Below are 13,241 nucleotides of genomic sequence, written 5' to 3'. Positions count from 1 at the left end.
CCTGTGGTGGCTCGACGCCCGGGGGAAGCGGCCCGCTGGATGCCACGCCGGGCCGTAGAAGTGCTACCGGCCGATGAGCGCCGGTCAGTGGGCTGACAGGACCGGGCGGCCGTCGCGTATCTCGTAGGAACGGCCGCCGAAGCGTCGCCGCAGCAGACGGTCGTGGGAGACGACGACCAGGGCGCCGGGCCATGCCGACAGCGCGGCTTCGAGTTCTTCGACGAGGCCGAGCGCCAGGTGGTTGGTCGGTTCATCGAGCAGCAGCAGGTCCGCCGGGCGGGCCAGCAGCCGGGCCAGCGCGAGCCGGCGTCGCTGACCCGCGGAGAGCGCCCCGACGGGCACATGGAGGTCGCACTCGCGGAACAGGCCGAACGACAACAGCAGGGCGGTGAGCTCCTCCACGTCTCCGGCCAGCCCTCGGCGGAACACCGAGAGCAGCGGCTCGGCGGGACGGGAGACCGGTATTTCCTGCGCGAGGAAGCCGATCCTCCCTCGGCGCAGCACCGTGCCGCGGTCCGGTGTGGTGAGCCCCGCCAGGACACGGAGCAGAGTGGTTTTACCGGCGCCGTTGGCACCGTGGATCAGCAGGCGTTCACCGGCGGCGACGGCGAGGGAGTCCACCGCGAGCCGGTCCTCCACCCGCACGCCGTCGAGCCGCACGAGGGTGCCCTCGGCCTCGCCGACGTCCGGCGCGGCACGGAACCGGAGCGGATCGGGCGGCCTGGGGACGGGATTCTCCCGGAGCCGGCGCAGCCGCTCCTGGGCGTTGCGCACCCGGCTGGACACGGATGCCTGGACGCGGCCCTTGTCCCGGTCGTACGCCATCTTGTTGCCGTCCTTCATGGGCCGGCCCTGGGCGACGCTCCGTGCCGCGCCCTCGGCGAAGTCGGTGAGCTGTGCGATCTGTTCGCACCACCGGGCATGGTCCTGCTCCCAGCGACGGCGGGCAGCGTCCTTGGCCGCGATGAAGGTGCCGTATCCGCCGCCGTAGCGGACCAGGCCCCGGCGGTCGGCGTCGACCTCGACGAGGGCGGTGGCGATGCGCTGGAGGAAGAGCCGGTCGTGCGAGACGGTGAGGACCGTGCCCCGGTGGGCGAGCAGGGCGCCTTCCAGCCAGTCGAGGGCGGTGGCGTCGAGGTGGTTGGTGGGCTCGTCGAGGAGCATGATCTCGGGTGCCGCGGCGATCAGGCAGGCAATCCCCAGCCGGGCCTGCTCGCCTCCGGAGAGGCTGCCGAGCCGCCGGTCGTGGCCCAGCCGCGCCAGGCCCAGGGCGTGCAGTGCCCGGTCGACGCGGGCATCGGCTTCGTATCCGCCGCGCAGCTCCAAGACGGTGAGCAGATCGCCGTACTCCTCCAGACCGGCGGGAGTGGCCCGGTCGAGCCCGCTCTCCAGCGACCGGAGCCGGCGCTCCATCTCCCTGAGGTCCGCCAGAGCGGCGTCGATCGCGTCCTGGACGGTGCGGTCCGGCGGCAGGTCAGGGGTCTGACCGAGGTGGCCGACGCCGCCGTCGGCCCGGAGGACCACCTGGCCTTCGTCGGGCCGCTCGGCGCCTGCGAGGATGCGCAGCAGCGTCGACTTCCCGGCGCCGTTCTCCCCCACGATCCCGATGCGCTCGCCGGGGCGTATCGACAGGGAGACGCCGTCGAGCAGCAGGCGGTCGCCGTAGGACTTGGTGATGTCGTGCAAGGAAATCTGAGTGGGCAATCATCCCCCCAAGGTAAATGCAACCCTCGTTGCATTACGATGATGATGACAGACGGAACCCGCTAATGCAACTGGAGTCGCAATTGCCTGAGCAGACGGTCCCCGGCAACGGCCGCGAGTGCGGCGGCCCCGCACCCACCCCCGGCACCCGGCGCCCCGGCGGCCGCACCGCCCGCACCCGCGCCGCCGTCCGCGACGCCGTACTGGCCGGCCTCACCGAGCACGGCTATCCCGGCCTGACCGTCGAATACGTCGCCGCCCACTCCGGCGTGCACAAGACGACGCTCTACCGGCGCTGGAAGGACGTCGAGGGCCTGGTGGCGGACGCCCTGGACCTTGCGGGCGAGGACAGCTGGATCCCGCCCGACACCGGGTCCCTGGAGGGCGATCTGCGCGCCCTGGCCCAGGAGGTCGTCACCTCGTTCACGGACCCGGCAGTGGCGGCGTCGGGCTCCGCGATGATCGCCGCCGCCTTCCAGTCGGAGCGGGCGGCCGAAGCCCTGCGCGACTACTACATCGAGCGGTTCGCGCGCTGCGAGGCCCTCGTCGAACGCGCCGTCCGGCGCGGGGAGTTGCCGGCGCCCCCGGACGCTGCGCCGGAAATCCCGGCGGACGCCGCCTCCGACGCCACTGCGCACCGCGGCATCGACGCCGGAGCGCTCGTCCGCTCCGTCTCCGCGCCGCTCTTCTTCCGCCTGTTCATCACCCGGGAGCCGGTGGACGACACCGTCGCCGAGCAGGCCGTGGCGGCAACGCTGGCGGCCGCCCACGCCGGGGCGTTCACGGCCGCCGGCAAGGCCGGAGCCTCCCCCGGAGCGGCCCGCTGACCACGCCGTCCCTCACACCGTCCACGACGGTTCGAGCTGCACCACGTCGCCCGCGATCGCCCGGACATCCGCGGCTATCTGGGCGCGCAGCGCCAGCCGCTCCACCCGCTCGGGCCGGTACTTCCCCCGCTCGGCCGCCGACTGCCACATCGACAGCACCAGGAACTCCTCCCCCGGAGCCCGCCCCAGCATCCCCCGCAGCATGCCCGGCGAGCCCGCCATCGCCGGGTTCCAGACCTTCTCCTGCATCAGCATGAAGTGATCCACCCGCTCCTGGCGCACCTGGCAGTGCGCCAGCCGCAGGACGTCCACATCGCCGAAGGACGGGCGGAAGCCCACCTTCACATCAAACTCGTGCTCGAAGAGCCGGACTTGGGCGTCCTTGTACGTGCCGACCTGCGCGGCCGCCAGCCGGTCGTGCGAGCGCGCCATGAAGGAGTCGTAGAACGCCCGGCTCTCCCAGAAGGCGACCAGATGCGCGACGCCCGGCCGCGCCCGGCTCCATCCGCCGCCCTGCCCTCGGAACCCCGGCTCACCCAGCAGCCCCGCCCATTTCCGCTGCCCCCGCTCGAACCCTCGACGGTCCACGACGGTGAGGCGAATCCACTTGACCAGCACCGCGCCATCGTACGGCCCAAGGACGGACCGGGATCACTGCGCGTCACACTCCCACCACCCCGAACTTCCTTACGGGCGCGGATCGATGGGCGTGCGGACACCGAGCCGCCGCTCCACCGCCTCGGCCGCCTCCAGGCACAGGTCCTCCCGGTAGGAGCGCCCGATCAGTTGCACTCCGTACGGGAGCCCGTCCACCACCCCCGTGGGTACGGCCACCGCGGGCACGCCGACGAAACTGGTCGCGGTGCACAGCCGCATCGCGTGCTGCACCCTCTGATAGCTCTCCTCGTCCCGTACCTCCTCCCCCGGCGCGAACGGCGGATCGGTGAACACCGGCCCCAGGACCAGCGGATACTCATCCAGGAAGGCCGCCCAGTCCCGCTGGATCCCCATCCGCACCCCGGTCAGCCGCAGATACTCCGGCAGCTCCACGGGGGCCGACCTCGCCATCCCCCACTCGACATAGCGATGGCCGCCCTCCCCGAGCAACGGCTTGACGGCCGGCCAGGTGGTGGCGAACTCCGTGAGCGTCATCCGGGCGTAGGCGTCGAGGGCATCGTCCAGCCGCGGCATGTCCGCCACTTCGCTCACCTGGTACCCCGCGTCCCGCAGCGCGTCCGCCGCGCCTTCCACGGCCCGGCGCACCACGGGATGCACGCCACTTCCTCCGGGGTCCGTCACCATCGCCACCTTGAGGGGACGCCCCGTCGGCGTCCCATAGAGCGGCACCGGCACGGTCCGCGGGTCGCACGGATCCGCCCCGGCCAGCACCTCGTACGCGATCCGCAGATCATCGACCGTGCGGGCCAACGGGCCGTCGACCACGAGGAACTGGGCGGCGAGCGAGGGGTCGTCCGGGCCGATGCGGTGATCGGCGGCGAACCGCCCGTAGGTCGGCTTCAGACCCGCGACGCCACAGAAGGACGCGGGAATGCGCACCGAACCTCCGGAGTCGTTGCCGAGTCCGAGCGGGGCCATACCGCTCGCCACGGCCGCGCCGTCGCCGCCACTGCTGCCGCCCGGCGTCACCGCGGCACTCCAGGGGTTCACGGTGTCCCCGAACAGCTCGCTGCGGGAATGGACGCCGGCCAGGATGAGCGTCGGCATATTGCTGTGCCCGACGGGGATGCCGCCCGCCGCTCGCAGACGCGCCACCGGGGGCGCATCGGAGCGCGCGACAAAGTCACGGAAGCGCTCCGCGCCGTAGGTCGTCGGCACACCTTCGATGGCCGTGGTCTCCTTGACGGTGAACGGCACACCGGCCAGCGGCCCCAGCTCCGCGCCCGCCGCACGCCGGCGGTCGACCTCCGCCGCCTCACCCCGCGCCCGCTCGGCGAGCAGCTGGGTGACGGCGTTGACGGCCGGGTTGACCTCGGCGATCCGCTCCAGATGCGCCTCGACCAGCTCCACCGCCGACACCTCCCCGGTGCGTACCGCCGTCGCCTGGGCGCGGGCCGTCATCTTCCACAGCGCGTTGCGCATGTCCTCCCCTTTTCGCGGCCCGGCCGGCCCTCCTGGGCCGCTCAGGCCGTCTTCCAGCCGTTCCGATGCACCTGCATCGCTTCGGCATCGTAACCTTGTCACCGATACACACGCATCGAATAATCGGAGCGCAGGGCATGCCCAAGCAGGTCGACCACGAGAGCCGCCGGCGGCAGATCGCCGAGGCGGTGTGCCAACTCGCTGACGAGAGCGGCCTGGAGGGCGTCACGCTCCGCGACGTGGCGGCCCGCGCGCAGGTGTCCATGGGCGCCGTCCAGCGCTGCTTCGGCACCAAGGAGGAGATGCTGGTCTTCGCGCTCGGCCACATCGGCGAACGGGTCACCGCGCGGGTGTCGGCCCGGCTCGCCGCCTCACCCGCCCAGTCGGCCCGTACGGCGCTGGGGCACGCCGCGACCGAGGTGTCGCTGCTCCAGGAGGAACATCGCGCCGAGGCGCGGGTCTGGCTGGCCTTTGTGGCTCAGGCCGCCGTCAGTCCGCCCCTGGCCGGAATTCTGCGCACCAACTACGCCGGTCTGCAGACGGTGTTCGCGCAGCTGATCGCCGAGGCGTCCGACACCGCCGACCCGGACCGCGCGGCCCGCACCCTCCTCGCCCTGGCCGACGGCCTCACCACCCATGTGCTGATCGGCCACCTCTCCCCCGCCGACGCGCTGGACGCACTGGACGGCCAGCTCAACCGCCTCTGGGACGCGCGGACAAGCTGAGCCGGCGCCCGGCGGCACCCCTGGCCTGACGGCACTTTTCAGCCACCCGAGTTGGATGCAAACCACGTGTGACCAGGGGCAGTTCACTCCGCCCACGGGGCGTCGGGCGTGGCACGATGGTCAGCCAACGGGAAGCCCTGGGGAGTTGTCCGCGTGACCGCGCAGGCCGCGCCACGCCCCCGGGAGATGACGGGAGGGAAGTCCGGTGAGCACGCTCAACAAAGGGATCGAGAAGGTCGAGGTAACGCTCAAGTGGGACCCGAGCCCCATCGGAACGCCGGACAATGACCTCGACATCGTCGCGGCGACCTATACGGCCGACGCGCCGCACGGCGAACCGGCCTATCTGGTGCACTTCGACAGCCGGTCGCCCGACGGGACCATCACCCTCAACCGGGACAGCAGGACCGGCCAGGGGTTCGGCTTCGACGAGATCATGACGCTGGAGCTGGACCGGCTGGCCGAGAACTACACCCGGGTGATCGTGGGGGTGGCCATCCAGCAGGGCGAGGGCCGCAAGGTCTTCGGCGATATCGCGAACACCGCCGTACGGATCCGCGAGGGCTACACCGATCTGGTGGAGCACGACTTCACCGAGATCGCGGGGGCGACCGCCGCGACGGTCGCCGAATTCACCCGGGACGAGGCGGGACAGTGGCGCATCCACCCGGCACTCCGGGGATTCGACACCGACCCGAACGCGTTCACCTCGGAAATGGGCCGCTGACGCACCCCTGCCCGGCGCCCCCGGACGGGCACCACGGCGAAGTACGCGGGCCTACCCGGGGTGGCAATGCGGAAGAGGGTGCCGACCGGTGGTCGGCACCCTCTCTCACGTGCGGCTCAGCGTCCTCGGCAGATGCTCAGAGGTGCGTCGGACGCCTTCCGGGCGGTGTCAGCTGCAGCCGCTGGTCGACCCGCAGCCCTCGCACAGGTAGCAGCTGCCGGCCCGCTGCATCTTCGTCCCGCAGGAGAAGCACAGGGGAGCGTCGGCGTTGATGCCCAGCTGCATCTCGACGAGTTCGGCGTTGGTGTGCGCCTGCTTGGGGGCCGGGGCGGCGGCGTCCTCGACGATCTTCACCGCCGGGGTGGACTCCGTCACGGACTCCGACTGCCGCGGCGCCGACTGGGCCAGGCCCTCGACGTCGACCTCGTCCTCGGACGGCTCGTACGAACCGGTCTCCAGGTGGCGCGTGCGCTCCTCGACGGAGTGGATGCCGAGCGCCGAGCGGGTCTCGAACGGCAGGAAGTCCAGCGCCAGGCGGCGGAAGATGTAGTCGACGATCGACTGCGCCATCCGCACGTCCGGGTCGTCCGTCATACCGGCCGGCTCGAAGCGCATGTTGGTGAACTTCGAGACGTAGGTCTCCAGCGGCACGCCGTACTGGAGGCCCACCGACACCGCGATGGAGAAGGCGTCCATCATGCCCGCGAGGGTCGAGCCCTGCTTGGACATCTTCAGGAAGACCTCACCGAGACCGTCGTCCGGGTAGGAGTTGGCGGTCATGTAGCCCTCGGCGCCGCCGACCGTGAAGGAGGTGGTGATGCCGGGACGGCCCTTGGGGAGGCGGTTGCGGACCGGGCGGTACTCGACGACCTTCTTCTCGGCGACCGGCTCGGCCTTCTTCTCCTCCTCCTTCTTCTTGGCGGAGAGCGGCTGGCCGACCTTGCAGTTGTCGCGGTAGATCGCCAGCGCCTTCAGGCCGAGCTTCCAGCCCTCGAAGTAGACCTCCTCGATCTCCTCGACGGTGGCCGTCTCCGGGACGTTGACCGTCTTGGAGATCGCACCGGAGAGGAAGGGCTGCGCGGCGGCCATCATGCGCACGTGGCCCATGGCGGAGATCGAGCGCACACCCATGGCGCAGTCGAAGACCTCGTAGTGCTCGGTCTTCAGGGCCGGGGCATCGACGACATTGCCGTGCTCGGCGATGTGGGCGACGATCGCCTCGACCTGCTCGGGAAGGTAGCCGAGCCGCTTGAGCGCCTTGGGGACCGTGTTGTTCACGATCTGCATGGAGCCGCCGCCGACCAGCTTCTTGAACTTCACCAGCGCCAGGTCCGGCTCGACGCCCGTGGTGTCGCAGTCCATCATCAGGCCGATGGTGCCGGTCGGGGCCAGCACGGAGGCCTGGGCGTTGCGGAAGCCGTTCTTCTCGCCGAGGCGCAGGACGTCCTGCCAGGCCTCGGTGGCCGCCGCCCACACCGGGTTGTCCAGGTCGTCCATGCGCACCGCGGCGCCGTTGGCGTCGGAGTGCTGCTTCATGACGCGCTTGTGGGCGTCGGCGTTACGGGCGTAGCCGTCGTACGGGCCGACGACCGCGGCGAGTTCCGCCGAGCGCTTGTAGGAGGTGCCCGTCATCAGGGAGGTGATGGCACCGGCCAGCGCGCGGCCGCCGTCCGAGTCGTAGGCGTGACCGGTGGCCATCAGCAGGGCGCCGAGGTTGGCGTATCCGATGCCCAGCTGGCGGTAGGCGCGGGTGGTCTCGCCGATCTTCTGGGTCGGGAAGTCGGCGAAGCAGATGGAGATGTCCATCGCGGTGATGACCAGCTCGACGACCTTGGCGAAGCGCTCGGCGTCGAAGGACTGGTTGCCCAGGTCGTCGTCGCGCAGGAACTTCAGGAGGTTGAGCGAGGCGAGGTTGCACGAGGAGTTGTCCAGGTGCATGTACTCGCTGCAGGGGTTGGACGCGGTGATCCGGCCCGACTCCGGCGAGGTGTGCCAGTGGTTGATGGTGTCGTCGTACTGGATGCCGGGGTCGGCGCACGCCCAGGCTGCCTCCGCCATCTTGCGGAAGAGTCCCTTGGCGTCGACCTCCTCGATGACCTCACCGGTCATCCGGCCGCGCAGCCCGAACTTCGAGCCGGTCTCGACGGCCTTCATGAACTCGTCGTTCACCCGGACCGAGTTGTTGGCGTTCTGGTACTGGACGGACGTGATGTCGTCGCCGCCCAGGTCCATGTCGAAGCCCGCGTCGCGCAGCGCGCGGACCTTCTCCTCCTCCTTCACCTTGGTCTCGATGAAGGCCTCGACGTCGGGGTGGTCCACGTCCAGGACGACCATCTTGGCCGCACGGCGGGTGGCGCCGCCCGACTTGATCGTTCCGGCGGACGCGTCGGCGCCGCGCATGAAGGAGACCGGACCGGAGGCGTTGCCACCGGAGGAGAGCAGCTCCTTGGAGGAGCGGATGCGGGAGAGGTTCAGGCCGGCGCCGGAGCCGCCCTTGAAGATCATCCCCTCTTCCTTGTACCAGTCGAGGATCGACTCCATGGAGTCGTCGACGGAGAGGATGAAGCAGGCGCTGACCTGCTGCGGCTGCTGGGTGCCGACGTTGAACCACACCGGCGAGTTGAAGCTGAAGACCTGGTGGAGCAGGGCGTACGCCAGCTCGTGCTCGAAGATCTCGGCGTCCGCCGGGGAGGCGAAGTAACCGTTCTCCTCGCCGCTCTTCCGGTAGGTCTTGACCACACGGTCGATGAGCTGCTTGAGGCTCGCCTCGCGGGTCGGGGAACCCACCGCGCCACGGAAGTACTTGCTCGTGACGATGTTGACCGCGTTCACCGACCAGAAGTCGGGGAACTCGACGCCACGCTGCTCGAAGTTGACCGAGCCGTCGCGCCAGTTGGTCATGACGACGTCACGAGACGCCCACTCCACCTCGTCGTACGGATGCACGCCGGGTGTGGTGTGAATGCGCTCGATACGCAGACCCTTGCTCGCCTTGCTGCCCTTGGCGCGGGAGCCTCGTGCCGGGCCGCTCGTCGTCTCTGTCATGCCGCCTCCCTGTATACGGGCAAACGCCCATATGTGCGCACGCATTCCGTGGCACGGTGTATGTCTTTCTGATACCGGGGCGCCCTGCTCTCGCCCCGACACAGGTCCTGGATGCGCGCCGAGCTCAGTCGGCGGCGGTGGCGGGGACGGGGACGGCCGGTCCGCCGGCCTCCCCGTCGGTCCCGCATTCCTGCCCGGGCGGCCCCTGCTCGCGCTGCTCGCGCAGCTCGGCGATGGCCGCCTCGAAGTCCTCAAGTGAATCGAAGGCCCTGTAAACGGACGCGAAGCGCAGGTACGCGACCAGGTCGAGTTCCTGCAGCGGCCCCAGTATGGCGAGCCCCACGTCGTGGGTGGACAGCTCGGCGCTGCCGGTGGCGCGCACCGCCTCCTCGACCCGCTGGCCGAGCTTGGCGAGGGCGTCCTCGGTGACCGGGCGCCCCTGGCACGCCTTGCGCACTCCCGCGATGACCTTGTTGCGGCTGAAGGGCTCGGTGACCCCGCTCCGCTTGATCACCATCAGTGACGCCGTCTCGATGGTGGTGAAACGGCGGGAGCAGTCGGGGCACTGGCGTCGCCGGCGGATCGCCGTCCCGTCATCGGTGGTGCGGCTGTCGACGACCCGGCTGTCCGGGTGCCTGCAGAAGGGGCAGTGCATGGCTCTCCACCCTCCTCACCCTTTGATATACGGACGTACGTACGCCAACGAGCCCGGCGTACGGCGACAGGCCTGCAGCCGGTCCGTACGGGCCCTTCGGAGCAGCCACCAGCATAGGCGATTCCCGGCCCCCGAGGGACCAGGCACCACAACTTCTGGGTGACCGAACGCATCTAACCACTAGATGTGGTGTCGGCCCGCTTACATCTGCCTACCGCGTGTCGCGGCGGAGACGGGCCGGGCGGTCGCCCATGAGAGTACGGGAAGCCACCCGGCCGGCGGCGCGGTGGGGCCGGGATGACAGAATCACCCGGGTCGGAACGGCCGGCCGCCGAGGCCTCCGTACGACGACGGCCCGGCCCCCGTCCACCCGCAAATCCCGGGCGGACACGTGCGGTCCAGGGCCCGAAATGCCGCTCGGCCATACACCCAGCCACTTGATCCGGGTAGGCAATCAGCGAATATTTCACTCGAACGTGTGTTTGGCGCAACCTTTCGAAAGCAACTACCGTTGGCTAACTAGGGAGAACATTTCGAGAGGGGCCGACGTGACCACCACCGCAGACAGCGCGACCATCACTGCACAAAGCCACTCCCAGAGCCGGTTCGAGCACCCGCAGAAGGCACAGCGGCCGATGGACGACGCCACGTTGGACTCCGAAGAGCAGAAGCCCGCCCGCGCACTGCCCGGCCGGCCCCCAGGGATCCGGGCCGACAGCTCCGGGCTCACCGACCGCCAGCGCCGGGTGATCGAAGTGATCCGGGATTCCGTGCAGCGGCGCGGCTACCCGCCGTCCATGCGCGAGATCGGCCAGGCCGTCGGCCTGTCCAGCACCTCCTCCGTCGCCCACCAGCTCATGGCGCTCGAGCGCAAGGGCTTCCTGCGGCGCGACCCGCACCGCCCCCGGGCGTACGAGGTCCGCGGTTCGGACCAGGCCAGCAGCGCCGCGACGGAGACCGCGGGCAAGCCCGCCGCGTCCTACGTCCCGCTCGTCGGCCGCATCGCCGCCGGCGGTCCGATCCTCGCGGAGGAGTCGGTCGAGGACGTCTTCCCGCTCCCCCGCCAGCTCGTCGGCGACGGCGAACTGTTCGTGCTGAAGGTCGTCGGCGACTCCATGATCGAAGCCGCCATCTGCGACGGCGACTGGGTCACGGTCCGCCGCCAGCCGGTCGCCGAGAACGGTGACATCGTCGCCGCCATGCTGGACGGCGAGGCCACCGTCAAGCGCTTCAAGCGCGAGGACGGCCATGTGTGGCTGCTGCCGCACAACTCCGCGTACCAGCCGATCCCCGGTGACGAGGCGACCATCCTCGGCAAGGTGGTGGCGGTACTGCGCCGCGTCTGACCCACCCCTCACGGCCGAGCCCCGGAACCACTGCGCCGGTTCCGGGGCTCTGTGTTGTGCTCCGCGGCCAGGGCCTGACCGGCCGCGGCCCGGACGTGATGCGCCGGACGGGCCTCAGGCCTCCGCCGTTTTCGCCGCTGCGTCGATCGCCGCCAACGACCGGCGGACCTGGTTGCGGTCCGTCGTGTACCAGAACTCCGGCATCGACTTGCGGAGGAAGGAGCCGTAGCGGGCCCGCTCCACCCGGGGGTCGAGGACGGCGACCACACCGCGGTCACCGGTGGCGCGGACCAGACGGCCGGCGCCCTGGGCCATCAGCAGAGCCGCATGGGTCGCCGCCACCGCCATGAAGCCATTGCCGCCGCCTTCCTCCACGGCCTTTTGCCGGGCGCTCATGAGCGGGTCGTCCGGACGCGGGAACGGCACCCGGTCCATCACCACCAGCTGGCAGTTCGCCCCCGGCACATCGACGCCCTGCCAGAGCGAAAGGGTGCCGAACAGACAGGTACGCGCATCCTCGGCGAAGGCGCGGATCAGCTCGCCGAGGGTCTCCTCACCCTGGAGCAGGATCGGCAGGTCCAGACGGCCGCGCAGCTCCTCCGCGGCGGCCTGGGCGGCGCGCATCGAGGAGAAGAGGCCGAGAGTGCGGCCGCCCGCCGCCTCGATCAGCTCGGTGAGCTCATCGAGCATGTCCGTACGGCTGCCCTCCCGGCCGGGCTGGGCCAGATGCTTGGCGACGTACAGGATGCCCTGCTTCGAGTAGTCGAAGGGGGAGCCGACATCCAGGCCCTTCCAGGGCGGGACGTCCTCGCCCTCCGTGCCCTCGGGGGCCAGGCCCAGGGACGCGGCGACCCCGTTGAAGTCGCCGCCCAGCTTGAGGGTGGCGGAGGTGAGGGTCACCGAGCGGTCGTCGAAGAGCTTCTCGCGCAGCAGGCCCGAGACGGACAGCGGAGCCACCCGGAGGGACGCGCCGAAGCGGTCATGGCGCTCGTACCAGACGACGTCGTACTCGGAGCCGTTCGCGATGCGCTCGGCGACGGCATGGACGTTCTCCACCGCGGCGAGGGCCTGCTTGCGGACGGCGTCCTCGTCCTGGACCGACTTGTCGCGGGTCGAGCCGAGCGCCGAGATGACCGTAAGGGCCGCGTCCCGCAGCGCCATCAGGCAGTAGCCGAGATCTTCGGGGATCTCCTCCAGGCGGCCGGGCAGGGCCAGCTCCATGAGGCGCTCGAAGGTCTCCGACGCCGTCTGGAGCTGGTCGGCGGCCTTTTCGTTGACGAGCTTGGCGGCCCGGCGGACGGCGCGGTTGACCTGGCCGGGCGTGAGCTCACCGGTGGCGACGCCGGTGACCCGGGAGACCAGCTCATGGGCCTCGTCGATGATCAGGACCTCGTGCTGCGGGAGGACCGGAGCGCCCTCGATCGCATCGATGGCGAGCAGCGCATGGTTGGTGACGACCACATCGGCGAGCTTGGCGCGCTCCCTGGCGGCCTCGGCGAAGCACTCCGCCCCGTACGCGCACTTCGAGGCGCCCAGGCACTCCCGGGAGGAGACCGAGACCTGGCCCCAGGCGCGGTCGGAGACCCCGGGGGTCAGCGCGTCGCGGTCGCCGGTCTCGGTCTCGTCCGCCCAGTCGCGCAGCCGCAGCAGGTCCTTGCCGAGCTTGCTGGTCGGCGTCGCCTGCTCGAAGACGTCGAAGAGGCCGTCCTCCTCTTCCTGCGGGACGCCCTCATGGAGGCGGTGCAGGCACAGGTAGTTCGAGCGGCCCTTGAGCATGGCGAACTCCGGGCGGCGGCGCAGCAGCGGATGCAGGGCCTCGACCGTCCGCGGCAGATCGCGCTCCACGAGCTGGCGCTGCAGCGCCAGGGTGGCCGTGGCGACCACCACTCTTTCGCCGTGAGCGAGCGCCGGGACCAGATAGCCGAGGGACTTGCCGGTGCCGGTGCCGGCCTGCACCAGCAGATGGGCCTGTTCGTCCACGGCCTCGGCGACGGCTTCGGCCATCGCCACCTGGCCGGGGCGCTCGGTGCCGCCGACGGCGGTGACGGCGGCGTGGAGCAGATCGGGGAGGGAGGGCTTTGTCATAGCGCTGCAAGCCTACGCGGGACCACT

At 70.6% G+C, this 13,241-nt stretch carries 10 protein-coding genes; 4 read left to right on the top strand and 6 right to left on the bottom strand.

Annotated elements, in window-relative coordinates:
• Positions 1–84 precede the first annotated feature (84 nt).
• Positions 85–1,704, bottom strand: coding sequence for an ABC-F family ATP-binding cassette domain-containing protein (locus tag NUT86_RS30070; protein WP_274738450.1), 1,620 nt, complete (start codon positions 1,702–1,704; stop codon positions 85–87).
• 65 nt (positions 1,705–1,769) lie between these two features.
• On the opposite strand from NUT86_RS30070, the gene NUT86_RS30065 reads away from it, so the two are divergent.
• A complete protein-coding gene (locus tag NUT86_RS30065) occupies positions 1,770–2,531 on the top strand; it encodes a TetR/AcrR family transcriptional regulator (RefSeq protein ID WP_274738449.1) in 762 nt (253 codons plus the stop codon).
• A 12-nt stretch (positions 2,532–2,543) separates the two neighbouring features.
• Here the strand turns inward: NUT86_RS30065 and NUT86_RS30060 are convergent, their stop codons facing one another.
• Positions 2,544–3,149, bottom strand: a complete 606-nt coding sequence (locus NUT86_RS30060) for a YdbC family protein (protein WP_018092894.1) — start codon at positions 3,147–3,149, stop codon at positions 2,544–2,546.
• A gap of 69 nt (positions 3,150–3,218) precedes the next feature.
• The gene (locus NUT86_RS30055) at positions 3,219–4,631 is read right to left on the bottom strand and encodes an amidase (protein ID WP_274738448.1); all 1,413 of its coding nucleotides are present in this window, start codon (positions 4,629–4,631) and stop codon (positions 3,219–3,221) included.
• 137 nt (positions 4,632–4,768) lie between these two features.
• On the opposite strand from NUT86_RS30055, the gene NUT86_RS30050 reads away from it, so the two are divergent.
• Positions 4,769–5,356, top strand: a complete 588-nt coding sequence (locus NUT86_RS30050) for a TetR/AcrR family transcriptional regulator (protein WP_266446031.1) — start codon at positions 4,769–4,771, stop codon at positions 5,354–5,356.
• A gap of 205 nt (positions 5,357–5,561) precedes the next feature.
• Positions 5,562–6,083 (top strand): TerD family protein, encoded by a 522-nt coding sequence (locus NUT86_RS30045; protein WP_018092897.1) that lies wholly within the window; start codon positions 5,562–5,564, stop codon positions 6,081–6,083.
• Positions 6,084–6,251: 168 nt separating this feature from the next.
• Here the strand turns inward: NUT86_RS30045 and NUT86_RS30040 are convergent, their stop codons facing one another.
• Both NUT86_RS30040 and nrdR read right to left on the bottom strand, forming a co-directional pair.
• The gene (locus NUT86_RS30040) at positions 6,252–9,128 is read right to left on the bottom strand and encodes a vitamin B12-dependent ribonucleotide reductase (RefSeq protein WP_018092898.1); all 2,877 of its coding nucleotides are present in this window, start codon (positions 9,126–9,128) and stop codon (positions 6,252–6,254) included.
• 124 nt (positions 9,129–9,252) lie between these two features.
• Complete coding sequence (gene nrdR / locus NUT86_RS30035) at positions 9,253–9,783, bottom strand: transcriptional regulator NrdR (protein ID WP_018092899.1); 531 nt, start codon at positions 9,781–9,783, stop codon at positions 9,253–9,255.
• Positions 9,784–10,331: 548 nt separating this feature from the next.
• On the opposite strand from nrdR, the gene lexA reads away from it, so the two are divergent.
• Entirely contained in the window at positions 10,332–11,129 is a 798-nt protein-coding gene (gene lexA, locus NUT86_RS30030; RefSeq protein ID WP_018092900.1) for a transcriptional repressor LexA, read from the top strand.
• A 114-nt stretch (positions 11,130–11,243) separates the two neighbouring features.
• Here lexA and NUT86_RS30025 read toward each other — a convergent pair whose 3' ends face one another.
• A complete protein-coding gene (locus NUT86_RS30025; protein WP_274738447.1) occupies positions 11,244–13,214 on the bottom strand; it encodes an ATP-dependent DNA helicase in 1,971 nt (656 codons plus the stop codon).
• Between the last annotated feature and the right edge of the window lie 27 nt (positions 13,215–13,241).

Source organism: Streptomyces sp. G7(2002) (assembly GCF_028870195.1).
Classification (GTDB): domain Bacteria; phylum Actinomycetota; class Actinomycetes; order Streptomycetales; family Streptomycetaceae; genus Streptomyces; species Streptomyces nigrescens.
Note: the sequence above shows the minus strand (reverse complement) of the source record. Positions and strands in the feature narration are given on the sequence as shown.

Coding starts and splice junctions, on each gene's coding strand:
- NUT86_RS30065 (WP_274738449.1), top strand. CDS start 1,770: ATGCAACTGGAGTCGCAATTGCCTGAGCAGACGGTCCCCGGCAACGGC.
- NUT86_RS30040 (WP_018092898.1), bottom strand. CDS start 9,128: ATGACAGAGACGACGAGCGGCCCGGCACGAGGCTCCCGCGCCAAGGGC.
- NUT86_RS30025 (WP_274738447.1), bottom strand. CDS start 13,214: ATGACAAAGCCCTCCCTCCCCGATCTGCTCCACGCCGCCGTCACCGCC.
- NUT86_RS30050 (WP_266446031.1), top strand. CDS start 4,769: ATGCCCAAGCAGGTCGACCACGAGAGCCGCCGGCGGCAGATCGCCGAG.
- nrdR (WP_018092899.1), bottom strand. CDS start 9,783: ATGCACTGCCCCTTCTGCAGGCACCCGGACAGCCGGGTCGTCGACAGC.
- NUT86_RS30055 (WP_274738448.1), bottom strand. CDS start 4,631: ATGCGCAACGCGCTGTGGAAGATGACGGCCCGCGCCCAGGCGACGGCG.